Consider the following 21,259-nt stretch of genomic DNA (forward strand, 5'->3'; position numbering starts at 1 on the left):
GAAACATTCGAGAAGCTCAAGTAGATCTTTACCTAATCGAAGTCAGATTCTGATAAGGAGAACAGTTGGCAAAGAGAATTCTTGATTTCCAAAGTGCCCACGATCTCATTGCTATGGAGTCGTATTCGGATCGGATGAATATCATCATCTGGTAATTCGCCCAAATAAATACCGCCTATTAATCTTCGAACCTTTCCTCTCCCTTTAGTCAGGTCAGCTTCTTGAATTTCTAACCAGGCAAGCCGATGAGGAGGAAGAGCAACAACTTTCTGTGCAGGGAGACCTAAAGCTGGAAAAGTTAATAGACGCCAACTTCTACAAAAACCTTTATCTTCTAACAACAAATCAAAATGAACTCCTAAAGGATCATCTGGAGCGCAAGTGTGCTCAAGCAAGACCCAATGGTTTTGCTTATCCATAAAAAAACTCAGGCAAGTCTATTGCTCTCGTGACGAAGTTGGCTGAACAAAACCTCGTCTTGAGAGATAGAAGCCATTACCTCAAAGAATCAGGCTCAAGCTAGTCCAACATTAAATTTGGACTTTCTCTTAGTCTTGAGGAACAAATCTCAAGGCAATCAAAAGCAGGCTTCCAGCACCTGCTATGGCTGCGGCAATCATTCCGAGAGAAGTAGGAAGAGTACTCGAAGCAAAAAGCATTCCGGACAGGCCCACGTACATGACCAATAATAAGCATCAAAAGATCTTTAGCACTAGAACCAATTATTAGGCAATAAATGTAAGCAAAGACGACGCGAAGATTTTCTTTCATTTTCACGCTCCAAAGCAGCGCAAAAACGTGACACCGGTGTTGCTGCCTTGTTTGAAAATGAAAAACCGATGCCAAGAAGGGTTTCCCTAAAGCAAAAGCTTCTCTAGGCTTTGCACAATTGTCAGGGTTTTATGGAATCCAAGAATTCCGCATCCTGCGAGCCGCAAAACGTGGTTGAGACTGCTCCAAATAATGATCAAAATCTCTCAGATCAATGGTTCAGTGATCGTTTTGAAAGCTTGCTACCTAGAATTCAAGAGCATTGGCCAGACTTGGCCAAACAAACTCTAGAGGCAACTCGTGGCAGTCTTGATGAAGTAGTTCGGGTGATTTCGCAACACTCAGGGAAAAACACCCAAGGCGTCCAGGAGCAATTAGAAGATTTATTCCATTCTGCAACTGATAAAACAAAAGATATTGCAGAAAGCTTGGAACCTTTAGAAAAACAACTAGAAGAACTTCTTGATGAATTAAACAGCACCCTCAGGCCAAGAATAGAAAGTCCAGTCAGAGAACGTCCCTTACTGGCCATTGGCATAGCAGCAGGAATAGGAATAGTGCTAGGAGTCCTAATGTCTGGAGGCAGAAGATCCTAATGAGCGAATCGCAACGCCCTCGTGGACTAGGAGCGGCTGCACGTGTGACTGCTTTGGCAAGTTCAGTGATGGACCTTCATGTGCGTATCGCCTTGCAAGAAATGGATAGAGAGAAACGCCGTTTGATTAGTGGCGGCATTTTTCTCGCAATGGGAGCCATTTTCATGCTCTTTGCATTGTTGGCATTGGAAATAATGCTGGTTATTTGGATGAAAAACACATTGAATTGGCAACTTGAATGGATTTTGCTTGGTTTAGGGCTAATTGATTTAGCACTAGCTGGTCTCAGTTTGAGAATCGGAGGATATCTTGCTAAAGGTCCATATTTACCAGAAACTCTGGAAGGCCTTTCCCGAACAACTAAAGCAGTCTTAGGAAAATCCTAAATTTAGTGAATTAAATATTTCAACCACCGACAATCAATTCCTCCATTATTCACAGAAAAACGACGACTAGATTTCATTCGTATCGAACTGCTTAATTCTGGATTCCCATTTAGCAACCAAAATTGCCAACCCGATGCATTTTTTTTAAGAAAAATCCCAAGTGCTTCATAAAGCAATTTCAAATCTTCATCAGCTCCAAGTCTCTTCCCATAAGGCGGATTACATACAATGAACCCATGTTGCTTAGGTAAAGAAAGTTTTGCGAAAGGAATATTTTGTATCCGGATAAATTTATCAAGCCCTGCTGCTTCAACATTGTCCTTCGCTTGCTTAGCTACCTGAGCATCTTTCTCACAACCAAGAATCAATGGCAGTTTTCTGTCTAGAACTTCCAATCGCCTGATTTGATTTTTTTCCTTTTGCCAAAGACTTGGATCAAAATCAGCCCAGCCTTCCAAAAGATAAGAACGGTGTAACCCTGGAGATAACCCCAAAGCAAGGCTAACTGCTTCTATAAGTAAGGTTCCAGATCCGCATAATGGATCTACTAATGGAACACTTCCATCCCAAGCACTTAAACGCATAAGGCCTGCAGCAAGATTTTCTTTTAACGGCGCAACTCCCATTGCAGCCCTATAACCTCGCTTATGAAGACTTCCTGCTGATCCATCCAAGCTCAAAATTCCACCAAATTGATTTAAATGCAAATGCAAACAAATATCTGGTTTGTCAAGAGCTATATCAGAGCGTTTTCCAAAACAACTTCTTTGCCAGTCAACCACTGCATTCTTTACTTGCAACGCCGAGTAATGACTATGCCTTAAGCCATCAGATCTGCCTGAAACATCAACTCTAAAAGACATTGATGTGGGTAGCCACCGTTCCCAATCCAAACAGTTTTGAACGGCAGAATAAAGAGTGTTAGGGCTATCACAAGGAAATCGAGCCATCTCGCGCAAAAGACGAAAAGGCAATCGCGCTTGCAAATGCAACCGATAAAAACAGGACATATCTCCTTCAAAAGAAACACTCCTCCTATGAGCTTTTACAGACTTCGCTCCTAGCGAGATCAACTCTCGAACCCCCTCTTCTTCTAACCCTTCAGGAAGGACAGCAATACCTTGCATTGATCGCTCAAATTAGCTTGTAAAAATTCTGTTCAATTTAGATATTGAAAACAAATCAAAAAACCTGCAAGAATAAATATGTCCATCTTTTTTGGACTAGGTGATCCACACCAGTGTCTCGGACAGCGGTTCGATTCCGCTCAGCTCCATTAACTTTGTGGGGCTGCAATGGTTTCGACGGGGTATGAGGAGGGTAACTGAAACCTGCTCGGTTAGAGCAAACCCATAAACGCTAACAACATCGTTAGTTTCTCCCGTCAGACAGCCCCTGTCGCTGCTTGACCTTTTAAAGGAGATGGGGTGAGGTCAGCCTTATCACCCAATTGATCCATGGGGGCTGGAAGGCCCCCTCTTTGATTGCAAAAATAGACTTCAGTTCTGATGACCAGCCCTGAGAATTCTTTGAAGACCTGAACCTAGATGAATAAAATATTAAATAAATAGCTATAATTGAAAAATTTCTAATTAAGAATACAGAAAAGTCAATTCAAACAATCAATCATTTCATTATCAATTGCTGTTTGGTCATCATTATGAATAGATATGAACAAAGAATTTGATATCGATTGCCTAGGCTGAAGGCATAGAGCCTCTTCTCTTTTTCTAACTGTTTGACTTGTATGATCTGAGGGATTACCATAGTACAAAATTATTTTATTGTTAAGTTCTGAATTATTCTTTAATTCATCAACAACCTTGTTTCTAGCTACAGGGGTTAAATTATCTAAATCACCAAAGTAATATTCAGGCAAATCAATAGCTAAACAGCCTTTATTACAAATATTTGATTCGCGAAGATATTCTGCAAAGCTCTTAAAATTAATCAAAGGCATAGTCTTATTTTTTACTTTTGCATAAGATATAGCAATGTTTCCAATTAACATTAAGCTAAAGATGAGAGTCAGCAAGCGTTTAAAAAAAGATCTATTTTCACTAACACTTAATATATAAGCAAAGAAATTCGAAATTAAAATTGTCGTAGCAGGAAGTAATACTATATAATTTCTGGGAGTAGATAGTGAAACACGTAAATCAATCACTGCAAGAGCAGCCAAAAAAAGAAGAATTAGTGTCAATATAAAAATTGATTCATACTTTTGAATTCTAACCTTAGAGTTTGGAATAACTTTTACATGCTTACGCTTAAAGTATAAAATAATACTAAAGGCTACAATGCTACAAGAAACAATCCATATAAATATCGATGTTTGGTCACGGTAAGCGAGCAGTGGTATGCATCCAATTAAATATTCATTTATTGTCCCCACAATAGGCAAAATAGTAATCCAACCTATCCTATTTAAATTACTATTGCCAACGTTATGCAAGACAGGCCAAATAGAAATCAAGCATATTAAACATATGATCTTCCAACGTTTTGGCTCAACCTTGTTATCAAAATAATTTAGAATAGCCATAAGGTATGCATATATCAAACCAAAATAATGCGTAAGAGATAATAAAATTGTTGATAGATAATAAAAAGCATTTAACCTATTTAATGCTGCTTTGTTATGTTCTAGTTTATGTGAAAATACATTTTCTCTAAGCCTTAAGAAAAAAATTGTTGTTGTTGAAGCCAAAAGAAGAAGTAGGCTATAATTACGAGATTCTTGGGAATAATAAATAAAGCTAGGTGCTGTTAAAACTAATAGGAAGTTAAAAAACCTACGTAATGATCTAGTTCTTAAAGCTTCATGAATAAAGATACCTAATGTGCATGATGAAAAAATAAGGCTAAGAGTTCTAGTGCTGCTTTCGAAGTTTCCAAATTGATCAATCCAAATTTTCAATAAAATTTGATATAATGGAGGGTGTGTATCTGGAAGGATCCAATTAATAAATAAATTCACCCAATTATCACTCGATGCACTTATTGAAAAAATTTCATCTCCCCAGTAGGAGTAGCCACTGAATATGCAAATAAGAGATACACATATAAAGGCCGAACTTAAGAAAAATGTTAATAATATTATGTTATTTCTTGGATTTAAGTTCAGTATTTTCATTCTAGTATATTTAGACAATGCAAATATTATATAATTGCGTGCTTTTTTTCTAGATGCCTTTAGATAATTTATTTATAATCAGTTTTATCTTTAAATCATTTTAATTATGAAGGGCATAGTGGTGGGTAGGGCCTCAAACAGCTATTTAATAGAAATAAAGAGGCAACGGAGCAATCAAATCAAATAGGCTTAAATTAGTCTATGATTAAATCTATGAAGATAATGATAAAAGGTTGGCGATACACTGCTGTTGGGTTTTCCTCAGCAATTGTCTTTGCATCGGTTCAATTACTACTCGGATTAATTTTTCCACTATGGATTAGCAACGTATGCGGATTTTTGGCTGGGTCAATAATTAGCTATTTCGGACACGCACTTTACACATTTCGTGATGAAACAGCTGGATCAATATTTGCTCGAAGATGGCTGCTCATACAGTTCATAACCAATTTAATAATTTGCGCCGTTCTACCTTTTTTACTCAAACCAATAGGAGAAGGTTTACTCACACGATTAATTTTAATATTTACTCCTTCAGTCCTAAATCTTTTAATATGGTCTCGTGCCGCAACATTTAGTCATAAGAGAGTCATAAATAAAAAATCATTTCCAATAATTCATGCTGATGATCTTGGGTTAACTACTGGTATTAACAACGCAATTTTTGAACTGTATAGCATAGGGAAACTAGATAGTGCTAGCCTCATCGTAAATGGTAAATGTGTTCTAGATGCAATCAAGCAATGGGAGAAAAATTCACATTTTCCACTATGCCTTCATCTCTGCTTAAGTGAAGGACGTGCTATTTCACCTAAAGAAAAGGTAAAAACATTGATCAATAAAGATGGTCTTCTGAAGCAAACATTTTTTAAATTATTTCTTTCTTCCTTCCTACCTAAAAGCAACAATTATCGAAAAAGGCTAGAGCAAGATCTTTATTGTGAAATAAAGGCACAGGTTAAACTATTCAAAGATTTAACCAAGCTTGATCAAGTTTCATTAGATGGACATCAGCATATACATTTGGTTCCAATCGTACTACAAGTGATTATAAAGGTCGCTAAAGAGAGTAATATAAATTGGATAAGAACAACTAAAGAGGCAATCCCAATAGGCTTAAAATTACGCCAATGGAAAGTGATTTTTAATCAAAATCGTTGGTTGAAATGGCTAATACTTCAAATATTAAGTCTAGTCAGCCAGTCTGCTATTAGGAATGCTGCATTAAAGACAAATCATAAATTTGCAGGAGTTTTATTTACAGGAAGAATGGTTGGTTATTCACTATTAAAATCTATAGATGAGCTTGAAAGTTGTGCAAGCAGTACAATATATAATAAGCCTATATTGCTTGCACATCCTTCAACTAATGCAAGTGAGGAAACATCACTTGTTGAATTATTGGATTTTCCATTGTCAACAAAATTTGTGACATCATATTGGAGAAAAAAAGAATTCAATGAACTCAAATCTCTATACGAAAAATAATATTCAAGATTATTTATCTAATAAGTTTAGAAGATCTAATGTACTTTTTTCTACAATATATCGTGGCCTGCCTAAGACCTGACGATATGTCTTCCCTAAATACTCACCAAGAATCCCAAGAATAAGAAAATTAATTCCGAACAATAAATATATCGAAACGACAATAGTCGTCCATCCAGGAATTGCTTGTCCATTAAGCCAGGTTGATAAAATATTTATAATCATAAAGAAACAAACCATCAAAAGAAATATCGATAAGAGGAAAGTTATTCGAAGAGGTATTATTGAAGTACTAGTAATACCTTGCAATGCTAATCTAAACATCCTTCGCAGGCTATATTTACTAGTGCCAGCTATTCTCCTCCCTACCCTATATTTAATCGTCTCTTGATTAAAGCCTAAATTAGCTACTAACCCTCTGGCAAAGAATTCGAAATCATTATGTGAAATAAGTGCTGATGCTGCTTTAGAGGACATTAGGCGAAAGTCCCCTACTCGTGATTGAATTTTGACTCCAAAAGTATTTAATAGCTTATAAAATGTAACTGAGGAAATACGCTTAAACCATCCTACATTTCCTGACGATTCTGCATATTGTTGAGCATTTATAATTGATCTTGGATGTTCAATAACCTTTTCAATCATTAATCTGACTATTTCAGGGGGATGTTGCAAATCTGCATCCATAGTTAAAATATAATCAGAAAATGGTATTGCATGCTCAATTCCTGCAAGCAGTGCAATCTGGTGTCCAAAATTATTGGAAAGTTTTAAGCCATGTACTTTTTTAGAAAAATCGGAAGAAGATTTGATATTACACCAAGTTCTATCTTGCGAACCATCATCTACAAATAGATAAAGTATATTAACTGTAGAAGTTAGCCCTTCTAGATTTTTGTCTAGTTCTCTTATTATTTGTGGAATAGAACCTTGTTCATTATGACAAGGAAGTATTATAGTAACAGTAAGCATGTTTGATGTTTTCTTCATTTCATTTTTCAGAATCACATATAAAGAGTACAGAGAAAAAGGAAGTAAGTCTGCTCAATGATTGAGAATAACAAATGATTGGATTTTACAAATCATATCAAATATGAGGCGTAAAGTGATTGAAACTTAAAGCTTGAGTATTATTGTAATAAACGAATTTAGATTAAGTTAGAAGCTTTGCATTACCGAAATCTATGAAATGCTTGATTAAAAATATTGATGATATTAAAACTGTTATTCCATAGAAAATTTTAGGATTATACAAAATATTCCTTTGGGATTTACTTATAAACAATGAAAGAGCCACATAAAAATAAGGCTGACCGAAAACATATCTTGCCAAGCCATTCAAATAGTATGGCTGTGTAAAAAAGACAATTAAAGAATGGCTTAAAGCAAAAAATGACGTGTACCAAAATAAATAGTCTAATTGTTGTGAATTAATAATTTCATTTTGATGACTCTTTATATTTTTCTGGCTTGGTAAAAAGTTAATTCTTCGATTATTCTTTTGAGAAAATAGAGCGTACAAAATTCCTATTGGTGGATATACAAGTGTTAATGGAAGATTCTTTGAAAAACACTTCTTTAAAAGTTCAAATCTATTATGAAAAATTGAATATTCAGCTAAGTTATTAAATATCAATAAAAAAGGATAGTAAAGTGCCCAATAGTCAATCAGGGGTGATCTAGAAGTAAAAAAATAGATCGGTCGTATACCAAATTCCTTACCCCAACCTTTTTGAGCTAAAAATGGCTCCAAAAAACTATGTCCTTCACTTAAGCATAAGAAGCCATAAATGATATAGCCAAAGCAAGTGCCTAGCATGATTACTATTGATAATAGAAGGTATTTATTAACAACATTTATATTGATTTGTTTATCAATAATTAATATTATTAAGAAAGATCCAACACAAGAAAAAATTGTTTGTGCAATTGTCGATCTTGTAAGGCCTATAAGTATACAAGTCACAAAGATTTGAAAATATTTAATCTTTATGGAGCTTTTCTCTTTGTTATTGGTATGAAGTATGTCAATCATAAAACCAATTAATATCCAACTTTCTAATGAAAATAATGCCTCACTATATCCAACAAAAAAGAATATAGTCATTGGACTTAATGTATAAATCCATGTGGAAATTGATGCATATGATTGTTGCAATGCTATTCTAGAAAAAACATTCTTACTGAAATAAATAGACATTAATCCTAAAAAAGTTGATAGCAAGATTGCAATCCTATATATGTCCGCTTGAAAGAAGCTATTGGCAAGCCTAATGCAAAATGGCCATAGAGGGTAAAATGCTGTGAGCCATTTAGTTTGATACCCATTATTTGCAATTGATATATAGTGCTCTAGATCTAAATAACCAAATTCGGTTGTTATAGGTGAATTACCTAAGTATCGTGGAACAATTCCAGGGTTAATAAAAACAGCAAGAGGTATAATTATTAAAAACAAAGTTAGTAGTGGAAATAAAGAAGTTCCATTTAATAGGAAGCTGATTGCTTTTTTTTTCACTGAAGAAAGCCTTGTTCTCTCAATTATATTTGATAATAATATTTTATTGAAAAATCATATATAAAAGAGAATTTTCTTTTGTAAAAGTTTGAAAGGTTACTCAAGCCAGTATCAGATATGCTTTTGTCTTTTGTATCTTATCTTTCGATGTTGTAAAGAGTATTAGAAATATGCATATGATTGAATTAATATACTAATTCTGATTTATCTAAAGATCCTAATACTAGAAAGCTTATTGTCAAACAATAGGCTTCAAGTCCCTTCTAAATTTAATCTTAAAAAAGCTTATGGACTATAGGAAGACAGCTGATTTATAAGCCAAATATTGCACTGGACTATTTATGGCGATGTTTTGTTGCAAAATAACTATTTTTTATTAAGGTTTCTAATAGGTATTAAAGGTTGAATCTGTGAGTATTCCTTGGCTATTTTTTTTTATTGGTACTTTTGTTTATAGTGGGGCAGTCAGCCTGAGGCATTATTGGTTTCAAACTAGTGCTTGGGATTTAGGAATATTTGATCAGGCAATTTATCTGATTTCAAAAGGGTTAACACCAGAAAGCTCTTTACTTGGGTTCCATATATTAGGCGACCACGGTGCTCTAGTTTTATATCCCTTGGGATGGCTTTATTCACTTTTCCCGTCGGTATTTTTACTCTTCGTAGTGCAAGGTTCAGTCCTTGCAAGTTCTGTGTTTCCATTGGCTAAATTAGCAAAGCTAAAGAGATTATCTGAATCATCACTGATTGCTAGCTTATCTGCTCTGATGCTATACCCAGTGGTATTTAATACTGCAATATTTGACTTTCATCCTGAGGTCCTAGCTTTTCCGTTAATTTTAGAGTCCTTAGTATTAATACAAAGTCGAAAGTCAAAACATAATTTCAAGATAATAATTTATATGCTACTTTCTCTAACATGCAAAATCAATATATCCTTTCTTGTCTTAGGAATTGGAGGTTGGCTTTTAATTAAAAGACGAAAAAAATTAGGTTTGATATTATCCTTTCTTAGCTGTATTTGGTTTTTGCTAATTGGCGGGCTTTTAATTCCTTCGTTTGGTGGAGATAATGCAAATATTGCACGTCAAGCTGGAAAGTTTGGACTTGATCGTAACTCTATATTTAATATCGAACAAATACCCTCAATAATAATTCAATTGCTTAAACAAACCCTATCTATGCAGAATTTAATATACATATGCTTGTTAGTACTACCAGTCATATATTTACTTTTACATAAACATAGAATTAGATTATTAGCAAGTATGACACCATTCGTACCTTTATTAATACTTAATTTATGTGCTACGGCTCCAACGATGAAAGATCTTGTTCATCATTATTCACTTTTTATTGTACCTTTTATAGCTGTACAAGTAGTAAGTAGCCTGTCCGAAAGTGATGAGGGAATATATGCTTACCCTAATTGGATGAGTCGAAAAACTTCAAAGATTATCCTCGGATGGTCAGTGCTGACATTTATAATTTTCTCACGTTTAACATTTTATGTGGGTCCATTCCAAGAAAGGCTAGATACTGCTCATAATAGAAGAGAAGCCTTGAATTTAATAAATAAAGAGGCAAGCGTACTAACAACTAACGACTTAGTCCCACATTTATCAGCCCGTAGAGTTATAGTTTCTACAGGTCAAGATATAAAAAACTTTGAAAGATTTGATCAAGTACTATTAGATTTAAAATATCCAGGATGGAATTCAACAACTAAACAACTCAAAAATATTTCAAAGCAACTTAATCTTAGTAGCAACTGGTCTACTAAATATAATAAAGGTTCTGTTCGTCTATATGACAACTTAAGTGCTTCACAATGATCAGAGAAAATAAGTTATAGATAATGAAATTAAAATTGTAGCAAGTAGTGCTTATAATTTTCTCAAATTGGATGCAATATCATCACTACTAGTGAGTATTTTATATGGAATTATCTAGCATCATCGAAACTAATATGAAAGACTAATCAAGCTTAAGCTTATTTATTTTGTTTGAAGTGTTCAATTATTCTTTGAGAAATTCCTGGAGAAGCTATTCTTGTTCCGTCTTTCATAATTCCATGTAAAACACTCATTTCATCTGTAGGGACATAGTATTTATATTCTGGCCCATAACAAGTAATCCAAGCCCCATAAATATATGATTCAGCTGGGTCAGGTGGTAGTTTCCAGGAAGGGTTTGAAAAATACTCCAAAAGATCCTCCTCATTTTGACAAAGTCTAACTGAAGGAATAATTGAATCATAAAAACTATTGGCAATAACTAAAGATGGCCTTCTTAAGTAAATGGCTTCTATTCCAACAGTAGAACCAGCAGAAAGTACCAATGAAGAATTCTGAATGAGTTTATAAGTTGATTCGGGATCATTTTGATCTATCCAATAAAAACCCATATCCCTGATATCTATGGAAAGATTATTCCACCTTTTCTGTTCGTAGAGATCTTTATTCTTTAAATTTGGATGAACTCGAACAATAAAATAATATCCTAAAGATTTTACAATTTCGCTTATTTTTTTTATGGCTAATTTTTGATCTGTAAAATATGGGTATCTTTCAGGTGCTCCATCAATTGACTGATATTCGTCATCTGAGGAACTAAAATAAGATATTATTGGGATATTACTTTTTTGTTTCTGACGTATTATTGATCCTAAAGAGTAAGAAAATTCTTCTAATTGTCCTTTTGTATATGATTGCTCCAGAACACCTTGACCCCTTACTTTTCTATAGAAAAAGTTATGCCCTAGCCTTTTGATCATCTGTTCTGATAACTCATCCTTCATCTGTTGCATTTCATGCTTTCTCTTTGCGAAATCATGGGGCATATAGCCCTCGAAGAAATATCTTGTGTTTCCCTTATTAGATCTCTCATGAAAATACATCTTTATTTTTAATGAAGATGCAACTTGCTTAAAGGCATGTTCAGAAGCCATTCGCCCATTAAAAAGAACAAGTGTGTCAAAATCACTTTCTGTTAGTAATAACTTTGCAAATATTTGAGATTTAATAGATGTATGAATCAGCTGAAAGCATTCTTTTTGAGCTGCTGAAGACAAAGGGAAAGGTTCTGGTGTCCCTAACTCAGTAATAAGTGTACTTGCGACTCCAATACCTATATTATATTGATCATAAGAGAGATTCTGTAATTCTTTTAAACTTCTGAATTGCCATTTATGTCTTCTAATACGATTTTTACTATATATTTCCAACATTTTTTTTGCTATAGGCCTTGTATTGATCCAGTGGATTATATTCTTTTCATTATTATATTTTTCTAGATAATTTTTTGCCCTATTGACACGAATAGGTAATTGAAGTTTCTTCTTAAGAATATTTTTTGAATAAAATGTAGCACGCGTTACATACTTCCCTAGATGAGCATAAGATATCTCATTAGATGCCGACAATCTTCGACATATCTCTAGACTTGCTTCTAAGTGTGGGGTGGTCCCACAGAAACTTACAACAAGTATTTTTTTATCTGCTAAAGTATCTATAGTGCTTCTGGTGAATTCCAAAAATTTATAAACCTATCATGATTAATATTATACTATAGCATAGTAAATATATATCGGCCAAATCGAGATGAATTTTATCTGGTATTTTCTAACAAGAATTGAGAGAAGTTGAAAGTTTCAAGGTGCTATTGCAAATTTATTAATTCGAGGGCTTTTCTCTCCAATTTTAACTATTGAATGTAATCCAAATTTCTTAGACTGAAATCTGAACATCATTAATTAACAGTAGTGTTACCTTAGTTAATGCATATAGATTTATAGGGTGAATTGATCAGAACAATCAAAGAAAAGCAAGAGGAGGGCTTAAAGATTAAAATGGAAGTATAATTAAGCTATAATCAAAAAAATCTGAACCAAGTATGGAAGATATTTCCTACAAGAAAATATTAAAAGTAGACAAGTCTATAATGAATTTCTGCATCGAAAAAAATAAAACTGTTGCAGATGCAATTCAGGCATTTTTTGCTAGCAAGGGGCTACCTCTAATAGTAATAAACGCAAGTTACGAATTGATAGGGTCCTTGAGCAATGGAGATATAAGAAAATTTCTTAGTGATCCAAAATCAAAAATAACTGATCCCATATCGAAGGCTTTAAATAGAAGTCCACATTACGCATTTGATACAGATGATATTAGTGTCGTAAAGCATGAGCTTTCTACAGAAAAAACTCGTCTTGTTCCAATTATAACTAAGAATAGAAAAGTAATATCAATAGCATATCTTACAGATATAAGCTTAAATATTAACCAGAAAGATATAACATATCAGAATAATTTGATCTACCTAATAGCTGAAATAGGTGTTAATCATAATGGCAATCTCAAAGAAGCCTATGAATTAGTCGATGCTGCTGTGGAAGCTAATTTTGATGCTGTGAAATTACAATTTAGATCTAATTCTACCTACTCCAATGTCAAAGAGACAGGTAATATTGATCTTGGAACAGAATATATTCTAGAAGAGCTTAAAAGGACATCATTAAATAGTGAGGAAGAAAAGAAACTATGTAGATATATACGTTCTAAGCAAATAGACTTTATTGGTACTCCTTTTGATGATGATGCTTTGGAGCGTTTATATAGCTATCAACCTGATGCGATAAAAATTGCATCTTGTGATTTAACTAACCATTCACTTCTCAAAAACTGTGCCAATAAAAATCTTCCTTTAATAATAAGTACAGGCATGTCCAATGAGACAGAAATTATTCAAACAAAACAATATCTTACAGAACTGGAAGTTGATCACGCGTTTCTACATTGTAATTCAACCTACCCTTCTCCAGTAGAGGATGCACGTTTAAAATATATAGGTCGCCTCGCTTATATAACTAATGCTATTTCAGGTTACTCATCACATGATGGGAACAAGTATATACCTCTTGCAGCAATCGGTGCTGGTGCAAAAATAATAGAATTGCACATAACAAAAGATAAAAAGGCTAAAGGAACTGACCATGCTGCTTCTTTAGTCATAGACGAACTAAAAAGCTTTGTGAAGTCAGCCAGGTTGATAGCAAAAGCACTAGGAAGTAGTAATCCTCGAGTACCTACACAGGGAGAGTTAATCAACAAAGTATCTCTAGGTAAAAGTCTATGCTACAAAAGAAACCTTAAGAAAGGTACGATAATAAATACTGAGAAAGATTTCATTCTTAGATCCCCTGGTGATGGCATAACATCAACCAGATTAAATGAGTTTATAAATAAGAAGTTAACTAAGGATGTAAATTATCTAGATAAAGTTGATTTTACAGACTTTGAAAATCTAGTAAATCTTTCTACTAACATTAGAAAAGAGCTTCAAGATGATCAAAGGAAGTCTCTGTCACAGTTCGAATGGGGAGTACCAGTAAGATACCGTGATATGGAAGAGATGATCAGCTTATTTAAGCCACCATTAATTGAAATTCATTTAAGCTCCAAAGACCTAGGCTTCCCCTTAGAGAACCTGAACCATAAATATATGAAAAATAAATCGATTATATTACATGCAATAGAACAATATCATGATGGTTTTATTCTAGATCTTGCCTCTAATCGTCAAGATATTATAGACGAAAGTTTTCTTCGCATCAATGAATTAAATGAACATGCTAAGAAGATCAATACTCTTTTCCAACCTAAACAGAAAATTAAGATTGTAATGAATTGCGGAGGATTTAGTAGAACTAATTTTTTAAATAAAGAGGAAGTTCAACAAAGAGAAGTGTTGCTAATTGATAATTTAATCTTAGCTAAGAATAAACTCTCTGAATTTGAAATATTACCTCAATCTATGCCTCCTTTTCCATGGCATCAAGGAGGACGTTCTTACCACAACCTGCTCCGGTCAACAGAGTCTCTCATAAGCCTCAATCAACAAACTGGGCTAAACATATGCCTTGATTTTTCACATACATACATGGATTGCTTATATACCAAATGCGACTTTTATCAAGCATTAGAAAGTTTAATGCCAATAACATCACATCTACATATTTCAGATAGTAATTCCTCATCCAATGAGGGATTGAATATAGATGAAGGAAGTATCGATTTTGAAAATGTTTTTAACATCATTCTGAATAAAGATTTTTCAAAAAGGACAATTTCTTTAATCCCGGAGGTTTGGCAAGGACATCACAATAATGGTGAAGGTTTTCAAATAGCATTAGAAAGAATGTCTAGATATATATCAGAGCAAGTATCTTAACAGTCAATAAGTTGCAAAATAAGTGGATAGTTCTCCTAAATTAGAATCAAAAAAATAGTGTTTGGTTAAGTTAACTTAAAAGCTGACATCATTCTAATTAATTTGTATAATAATTCCTATCAAAGATCAATACTGCTCAGAAAGAGGTGAAATAATTTCAAATAAATGAATTCATATCACTCGCTCAAAATATGAGGTCTTAAGCAGTAAAGCTTACTATAGTAATAAAAAACCAATTAAATGAATGTTGCCCTGATCCCTGCAAGAGGAGGCTCTAAAGGAATCCCAAAGAAGAATCTCCAAATGGTCAATGGAAAAAGTCTTTTAAGCAGAACAATTCAAGCTGCAAAGGATTCTAAAAGTATTGATTTAGTTTTTGTTTCTTCTGATTCAAAAGAAATATTAGAACTAGCATCTAAGTGTGGAGCAATTGCCATTCAAAGATCTGATCAATTATCATTAGATACTACAAGTACTGAAGAAGTAATTTTAAATGAACTAAGTAATATTGAAAATCATAGTGGCAAGATTGAATTATTAATTTTACTTCAATGCACCTCACCATTTAGCACTTCAAATGAAATAGATTTAGTCGTAAATACTTTAGAAGAAAATTTTGAGTACCATGATGCCGCGTTTGCAGTATCCGAATGTCATTCATTTATATGGCAATATGACCATAGCAAAAAACGGGCCAGTGGTATTAATCATAAAAGTGATTTACCTCGACAAAGAAGGCAAGACTTAAAGATAAAGCAATATCTCGAACTTGGCTCTGTGTATGTTGTCTTTAGAGAAGCTTTACTCAAATCAAAATGTAGATTTGGTACACGTCCCCTTCCTGTTGAAGTTTCTTCTAAGAATTCATATATAGAGATTGATTCATTAGAAGATCTAAAAATTGCTAATTTAATAGCTAAAGAAAAGTAATTACAAATGTACCATCTTTATAAGCGAATTATTTTTTTTAATGAGGCCTTAATAAAATGATTTTTAATTGCTAATAAATAATTGGAAGCTACGCAGTATCCTTGCCAAGCAATATTAGATGCTTGATCAATATTTGCTTCTGCCCATAGGAATTTTTCTTCTAAATCTAAAAAATTTGATTCAACAGGGATATAATTTTTCCAGGGTTCCATATAGCGATCATAATACATATGACTTTTATGATTTGGCTTGAACATCAGATTTCCTCTTAGGCATTTTCGGATAGCACCCCATGAACCACATAATTGATTATTTCCTGGAATGTCAGGATAATATTTATATTGCTTGAAAAAGTCTTCGTTAATTTTCCTTCCAATTAAATTGTTGTTAATTAACCATTGTCGGATCAATTGCTTCGGGATCTCATTTTGGACTATATTTGTAATTTTCATATCAAAGCCTTCTTTTCCCACATGAGATAAACATATTTGTACTCTTTCTAATTGCTGTAAGTTAAAAGTCGATTTAATTGGAGGCCCAGTTGTGCTTCCTCTCCAAAACATAATTGACTTTCTGGCAAGCCAACTCTTTTTAAATGATTCAAAGCTATTCCATGATTCTAATTTAGTCAACTTTTTACTTTCAAGCATTGAGTATTCATCTGGTATAACATTCTCCTTGTCTTCACTAGTCATAGAGAGAAAATTACTAGTTCCCCAATCACTAGCATTTAAAGCTAATGAATAAGAATAATTCAGCTGATTAGATATTTCTATGCAATATGGAATCCAAAAGGAGTAACAATTGTATATTCTCTTTGTATTATTATGTTTATCATTTAAAGTACTGGGAATGTCAATATGAATAGCTTTTTCCTTATTGGCATTTATTCTTACATATATTCTTGTTGTCAAATCAATCAAAGAAGGATCAGCATGAAGGGAAGATAGAGTTATATGATGCCTTTTAGCTATTTTGCCCAGCAAGCGAAAAGTTCTTGGATGAGAATGAGTAATGAATCTGGATTGAAAAGGTAGATATGTATGCATTGCTATTGGTACATTTATAAAAGACAATAATTGATATAATAGGTTAAACACTACATTATCGGCAATAGAGGCCAAATATATGCCTAATTAGATTAATCTTTAAGCATAACTTGGTTTGAGTAAGCAGTCCCAACCAATTAAATCACTTGACAAGCAGTGGAAGAGGAACAAGATCTTTTTTTTACTCTTTCTAATTCATTCACAAGCAATCTGAGAAACTAAATCTCTAGATATTTAGTGTAATTTAACTAATCTTTTCAAGGCTTCTTAAGAGATTGCTTAACAACATCTTATTGATTAGAAAACTACCAATCAAAAAACTGGATAAAGCAGATGGTCTTACAGCCAACGAACTGGCTATTGCAAAGACAAGTCTTGCCCCTTGCTAGGTAATTTAAGTTGATGAAGCGTGCGAGCAAAACATTAGATCTCTTGGTGCGTCTAGTAAAGACATTACCAAGGAAACGCAAGTGGTCCCTTGCATTTCTTTTGCCATTAGCCGCAATTGGCGGATTGGCTGAAGTAGCTGTAGTTGCATTGATTTCGACCCTCTTTACACTTGTTGCCGGGCAACCAAATAGTGCTCCGATACCATTCAATGAGTTTTTGCCAGATGATCCTAAACTCAAAGTTATAAGTATAATAATACTATATATAGGAATGAATTGGTCCTCTTCTTTTATAAAGATATTCCAGAAGATTTGTCAAGAAAGAATTAGGGTTTTGGTCTGGTTTGATTTATCTAAACGCGCACAGAAAAATATAATATCGCAACCTTATGAATACTTTCTAAACAAAAAGTATAATGATTTTTCTACAAGCGTACTAATAAATATTGAAAGAGTTTCTTCTGCAATAGTACTACCAATTATGCATTTAACTAGTAGTTTATTTGTAGTATCATTTCTTACAATTACGATACTAAGTATCTCAAAATCTAGTGGACCTTATTTAATTATATCATTATTAACTTTCTATTCTTTAATTACCTTTATTATTACTCCATATATCAGATTTGCAAACCGTCAAAGAATTTTACTTGAGCGAGAAAAATCAAATATACTTCAAGAATCAGTTAGAACAATTATAGATGTTCACTTAACAAATTCTGAATCATATTTTGCTAAAAAATATTCCGATATTAGCTCTGAGTCCTTTCCTTTTTTTTGGAAAAGTAGGGTACTGCCAGATCTGCCAAGAGCTTTAATAGAACCTTTTGGGATTACTTTAATTTTTACTATAGGGTTGCTACCTTATCTGTCTGGGAATCAACCAAGAAACCTGATCGAAATAGTACCTTTTTTAGCGACAATTGCTGTTTCAGCCTTAAAATTAACAGCTCCACTTCAACAAGCCTTCGGCGCTTTTACTAGATTAAGAGCTGGCATACCAGACTTAGAAGTAGCATTGAAATTAATTGAGCTTCCATATCACAAGCGAAAATTATTAGATAATGAAAAGACCGTCTCGTCAAAAGGTATTGAGCCACGTAATTATATTAAGTTAAATCATGTTAAATATAAATATCCAACTAGCAATAAGCTAGTACTAGATGATATTAATATAACTATACCAGTAGGATCACGAGTTGCTTTTGTAGGTAAAACAGGTAGTGGAAAGACAACAACTGCAAATCAGCTACTTTGTCTCTTGCAGCCAACCTCTGGATCATTACAAGTTGATGGAATAAATGTTAGTGAATCAGAAGTTTCAGCATGGCAATCAAATTGTGCATATGTTCCACAATCCATCAACCTTTTAAATAGTAATGTTGTAGAAAATGTTGCCTACGGGCTAGAGGCTGATGATATTGAACTTGATAGAGTTTGGGAGTCATTAGAAGCAGCACAAATTGCTGACCTTGTTTCAGAGTTACCTATGGGCCTTTATACTGAAATAGGCGACAATGGAATACGGCTCTCAGGAGGTCAGCGTCAAAGACTTGCTTTAGCAAGAGCATTTTATAGAAAATCAAAGTTATTAATACTTGATGAAGCTACAAGTGCATTAGATAACCAAACTGAAGCAGAAGTAATGGATGCAATTGAACTAATCGGAAGGCGTTGCACGATTGTAGTAATTGCACATAGATTATCCACCATTATGCGATCAGATTATATTTATGAGTTTGATCATGGAACTGTCAAAGCAGCTGGTAATTATCAGGAACTTTTAGAAAAATCCCAAAGTTTCAAAGAAATGATAAATATCGCTAAAACAAAATTAAGAGAAGACGATATTGAACACTTCCTTGAAAGTTGACCACTACATTTTCCTATGAGGCAAGCCATACTTTCTTGATTAAATTCAAATCCTATAAGTTGACTTTCTAGCAGTTACATAGCAGACTCAATCGTATGCTTACGCTAAAGCCCAAGCACCTACTAATGCAATAATTATTATATTTTTTTATATATTTTACTGCCAAGAGATGCCAGCCAGGGCACAATTCATAAAAATTCTTTCAACAAGGTTAGGCTTTAAGCAAATAATTTTAGCCAATAATGAATTGATTTATAGCAATAGTGAGCCGCAGATCAAAAAAATATTTTTTTACATTTAAAGTTTAAACACATAAACTCTTCTCTTTCTATGCAGTATCAATGCTAGGATTGATTGTTAATTAAATATGCCTTTAGTCTAACTTATTCTCTAAAAAGACGAGCCACATAAGCCCAAACTAATTATCTATTATCTTCATAAAAGCCTTTTTATATAGGTTTATAGCACTTTAAAGCCAATCTAAGATTTCGAAATTAAAGGAAGGAACATCAAGCAGGCGTGCAAGTATGACGTGCATACACAAATTTATATCATAGTGATCAATAAATTTAATTTATTCCAAGAAAAAAATTTACTTTAGCTCTCTTGAGTATAAATAAAAGCACATTCCACGCAATATAGGCATTTTCTGGCAAACAAGATATCTACTAATCCATATATTCCAAATTTTGAATGAATTAAGTAAAAAATGCTTTCAAAACTTCATTCTCCTTAGCAAAACCATCAAATTCCACTAGGTCAAGCGTAGAATCAGCTACTGGTTTAGATAAAGGCAATGACAGCAACTGCTTCTGCTGCCCCAGCTACTAACAATACTACTCCTGGGAAAAATGATCTTCCCCCTCATCTCAATGAGAATCTCCTAACACCACGTTTTTATACAACCGAATTCGAAAAGGCAGCCAAAACAGATCTGGACATTGCCAGAGAAGATTTTGAAGCAATGTTCAAAGAAATGGAGGCCGACTATAACCTCAAGCATTTCGATCGCAAGGCATCACTCGATCGCTTGAATGAACTGTCACCCTCTGATAAGGCTGTATATGAGAGCTACTTGGTCCGTTCTGTAGTATCTGAATTCTCTGGTTTCTTGCTTTTTAAAGAGATATCAAATCGATTTAAAAAGGCAGGGAGAAAAGAGTTAGGTGAGTTTTTTCAATTTTTATCTAGAGATGAAGCACGACATGCTGGTTTTCTTGGCCGAGCCCTAAAAGCAGAAGGAATCAATGTAGACCTCCCAAACTTAGGAAATAAGCGAGCTGCTACATTTTTCCCACTCAGCTGGGTGCTCTACTCCTTATATCTGTCAGAAAAAATTGGATATTGGCGCTACATCTTGATCAACAGGCACCTCGAGGCTAATCCAGATAAAGCTTGTGCTCCTTTGTTTGACTTCTTTGAGCCTTGGTGCCAAGACGAAAACCGACATGGTGACTGCATCAATCTAATGATGCGCTGCTGGCCAGGTATGACCAAAGGGTTTCGAGGCAAATTATTAAGCCGTTTTTTCCTGTGGAGTGTTTTTCTAACTCACACTCTCACTGTTTGCGAACGAGGAGATTTCTACGAGCTTTTAGGCATTGATCCTGTTCTCTTTGATGAAGAGGTCATAATCCAAACCAACAACACTACGCGTAACGCATTTCCTTGGGTATATAAGTTTGAGGATGGAAAGTTCCTCAAGATGCGTGTTCAAATTTTAAATGCATTCCGCAATTGGAGAAATAGCTCTGGACTAGCAAAGCCAGTAGCTCTCTCCAAATTTGTTTCATTAATTATTCGTCAGTTTGCATTACCTATGGAAAAAACAAATGCAGTTAGGTATGGATAATAACTAGAGTAAGAACCTAATGAATAAAGTTTTATATTCT

15 protein-coding genes are annotated in these 21,259 nt (G+C 33.9%); 8 read left to right on the plus strand and 7 right to left on the minus strand.

The window, feature by feature from the left end; translation table 11 throughout:
* Positions 1-32: 32 nt before the first annotated feature.
* The gene (locus tag SOI82_RS06375; RefSeq protein ID WP_320666620.1) at positions 33-419 is read right to left on the minus strand and encodes a hypothetical protein; all 387 of its coding nucleotides are present in this window, start codon (positions 417-419) and stop codon (positions 33-35) included.
* A 483-nt stretch (positions 420-902) separates the two neighbouring features.
* Between SOI82_RS06375 and SOI82_RS06380 the strand changes: the two genes are divergently transcribed.
* The gene (locus tag SOI82_RS06380) at positions 903-1,367 is read left to right on the plus strand and encodes a glycine zipper domain-containing protein (protein WP_320666621.1); all 465 of its coding nucleotides are present in this window, start codon (positions 903-905) and stop codon (positions 1,365-1,367) included.
* A complete protein-coding gene (locus SOI82_RS06385; RefSeq protein WP_320666622.1) occupies positions 1,367-1,753 on the plus strand; it encodes a phage holin family protein in 387 nt (128 codons plus the stop codon). Before SOI82_RS06380 ends, SOI82_RS06385 begins: the two co-directional genes overlap by 1 nt.
* 2 nt (positions 1,754-1,755) lie before the next feature.
* Here SOI82_RS06385 and SOI82_RS06390 read toward each other — a convergent pair whose 3' ends face one another.
* Positions 1,756-2,880: a THUMP domain-containing class I SAM-dependent RNA methyltransferase gene (locus SOI82_RS06390; protein ID WP_320666623.1), complete on the minus strand. Its 1,125-nt coding sequence runs from the start codon at positions 2,878-2,880 to the stop codon at positions 1,756-1,758.
* Between the two features lie 482 nt (positions 2,881-3,362).
* Complete coding sequence (locus tag SOI82_RS06395) at positions 3,363-4,889, minus strand: hypothetical protein (protein ID WP_320666624.1); 1,527 nt, start codon at positions 4,887-4,889, stop codon at positions 3,363-3,365.
* Between the two features lie 213 nt (positions 4,890-5,102).
* Here SOI82_RS06395 and SOI82_RS06400 point away from each other — a divergent pair, with 213 nt between their 5' ends.
* Positions 5,103-6,377, plus strand: a complete 1,275-nt coding sequence (locus SOI82_RS06400) for a ChbG/HpnK family deacetylase (RefSeq protein WP_320666625.1) — start codon at positions 5,103-5,105, stop codon at positions 6,375-6,377.
* Positions 6,378-6,386: 9 nt separating this feature from the next.
* On the opposite strand, the gene SOI82_RS06405 is transcribed toward SOI82_RS06400, so the two are convergent.
* Positions 6,387-7,367: a glycosyltransferase family 2 protein gene (locus tag SOI82_RS06405; protein WP_320666626.1), complete on the minus strand. Its 981-nt coding sequence runs from the start codon at positions 7,365-7,367 to the stop codon at positions 6,387-6,389.
* 163 nt (positions 7,368-7,530) lie between these two features.
* Positions 7,531-8,895, minus strand: a complete 1,365-nt coding sequence (locus SOI82_RS06410; RefSeq protein WP_320666627.1) for a hypothetical protein — start codon at positions 8,893-8,895, stop codon at positions 7,531-7,533.
* A gap of 410 nt (positions 8,896-9,305) precedes the next feature.
* Here SOI82_RS06410 and SOI82_RS06415 point away from each other — a divergent pair, with 410 nt between their 5' ends.
* Positions 9,306-10,730, plus strand: coding sequence for a DUF2079 domain-containing protein (locus SOI82_RS06415; protein WP_320666628.1), 1,425 nt, complete (start codon positions 9,306-9,308; stop codon positions 10,728-10,730).
* Positions 10,731-10,888: 158 nt separating this feature from the next.
* On the opposite strand, the gene SOI82_RS06420 is transcribed toward SOI82_RS06415, so the two are convergent.
* Positions 10,889-12,319 carry a hypothetical protein gene (locus tag SOI82_RS06420; RefSeq protein ID WP_320666629.1) on the minus strand — a complete coding sequence of 477 codons (1,431 nt, stop codon included), beginning with the start codon at positions 12,317-12,319 and terminating at the stop codon, positions 10,889-10,891.
* A gap of 470 nt (positions 12,320-12,789) precedes the next feature.
* Here SOI82_RS06420 and SOI82_RS06425 point away from each other — a divergent pair, with 470 nt between their 5' ends.
* Together SOI82_RS06425 and SOI82_RS06430 are read left to right on the plus strand one after the other, a co-directional pair.
* Positions 12,790-15,126 carry an N-acetylneuraminate synthase family protein gene (locus SOI82_RS06425; RefSeq protein WP_320666630.1) on the plus strand — a complete coding sequence of 779 codons (2,337 nt, stop codon included), beginning with the start codon at positions 12,790-12,792 and terminating at the stop codon, positions 15,124-15,126.
* Between the two features lie 240 nt (positions 15,127-15,366).
* Positions 15,367-16,056 carry an acylneuraminate cytidylyltransferase family protein gene (locus SOI82_RS06430; protein WP_320666631.1) on the plus strand — a complete coding sequence of 230 codons (690 nt, stop codon included), beginning with the start codon at positions 15,367-15,369 and terminating at the stop codon, positions 16,054-16,056.
* Between the two features lie 17 nt (positions 16,057-16,073).
* Here the strand turns inward: SOI82_RS06430 and SOI82_RS06435 are convergent, their stop codons facing one another.
* Positions 16,074-17,180, minus strand: a complete 1,107-nt coding sequence (locus SOI82_RS06435) for a glycosyl transferase family 90 (protein WP_320666632.1) — start codon at positions 17,178-17,180, stop codon at positions 16,074-16,076.
* Between the two features lie 414 nt (positions 17,181-17,594).
* Between SOI82_RS06435 and SOI82_RS06440 the strand changes: the two genes are divergently transcribed.
* Together SOI82_RS06440 and acsF are read left to right on the plus strand one after the other, a co-directional pair.
* The gene (locus SOI82_RS06440) at positions 17,595-19,367 is read left to right on the plus strand and encodes an ABC transporter ATP-binding protein (RefSeq protein WP_320666633.1); all 1,773 of its coding nucleotides are present in this window, start codon (positions 17,595-17,597) and stop codon (positions 19,365-19,367) included.
* A gap of 796 nt (positions 19,368-20,163) precedes the next feature.
* Positions 20,164-21,219, plus strand: coding sequence for a magnesium-protoporphyrin IX monomethyl ester (oxidative) cyclase (gene acsF / locus SOI82_RS06445; protein ID WP_320666634.1), 1,056 nt, complete (start codon positions 20,164-20,166; stop codon positions 21,217-21,219).
* Positions 21,220-21,259: the final 40 nt, after the last annotated feature.

This window comes from Prochlorococcus sp. MIT 1307, from assembly GCF_034092395.1.
Classification (GTDB): domain Bacteria; phylum Cyanobacteriota; class Cyanobacteriia; order PCC-6307; family Cyanobiaceae; genus AG-363-K07.

What these genes read in the sequence shown, in the direction of transcription:
- SOI82_RS06375 (WP_320666620.1), bottom strand. Translation starts at nt 419, where the DNA reads ATGGATAAGCAAAACCATTGGGTCTTGCTTGAGCACACTTGCGCTCCA.
- SOI82_RS06380 (WP_320666621.1), top strand. Translation starts at nt 903, where the DNA reads ATGGAATCCAAGAATTCCGCATCCTGCGAGCCGCAAAACGTGGTTGAG.
- SOI82_RS06385 (WP_320666622.1), top strand. Translation starts at nt 1,367, where the DNA reads ATGAGCGAATCGCAACGCCCTCGTGGACTAGGAGCGGCTGCACGTGTG.
- SOI82_RS06390 (WP_320666623.1), bottom strand. Translation starts at nt 2,880, where the DNA reads ATGCAAGGTATTGCTGTCCTTCCTGAAGGGTTAGAAGAAGAGGGGGTT.
- SOI82_RS06395 (WP_320666624.1), bottom strand. Translation starts at nt 4,889, where the DNA reads ATGAAAATACTGAACTTAAATCCAAGAAATAACATAATATTATTAACA.
- SOI82_RS06400 (WP_320666625.1), top strand. Translation starts at nt 5,103, where the DNA reads ATGAAGATAATGATAAAAGGTTGGCGATACACTGCTGTTGGGTTTTCC.
- SOI82_RS06405 (WP_320666626.1), bottom strand. Translation starts at nt 7,367, where the DNA reads ATGAAGAAAACATCAAACATGCTTACTGTTACTATAATACTTCCTTGT.
- SOI82_RS06425 (WP_320666630.1), top strand. Translation starts at nt 12,790, where the DNA reads ATGGAAGATATTTCCTACAAGAAAATATTAAAAGTAGACAAGTCTATA.
- SOI82_RS06430 (WP_320666631.1), top strand. Translation starts at nt 15,367, where the DNA reads ATGAATGTTGCCCTGATCCCTGCAAGAGGAGGCTCTAAAGGAATCCCA.
- acsF (WP_320666634.1), top strand. Translation starts at nt 20,164, where the DNA reads ATGACAGCAACTGCTTCTGCTGCCCCAGCTACTAACAATACTACTCCT.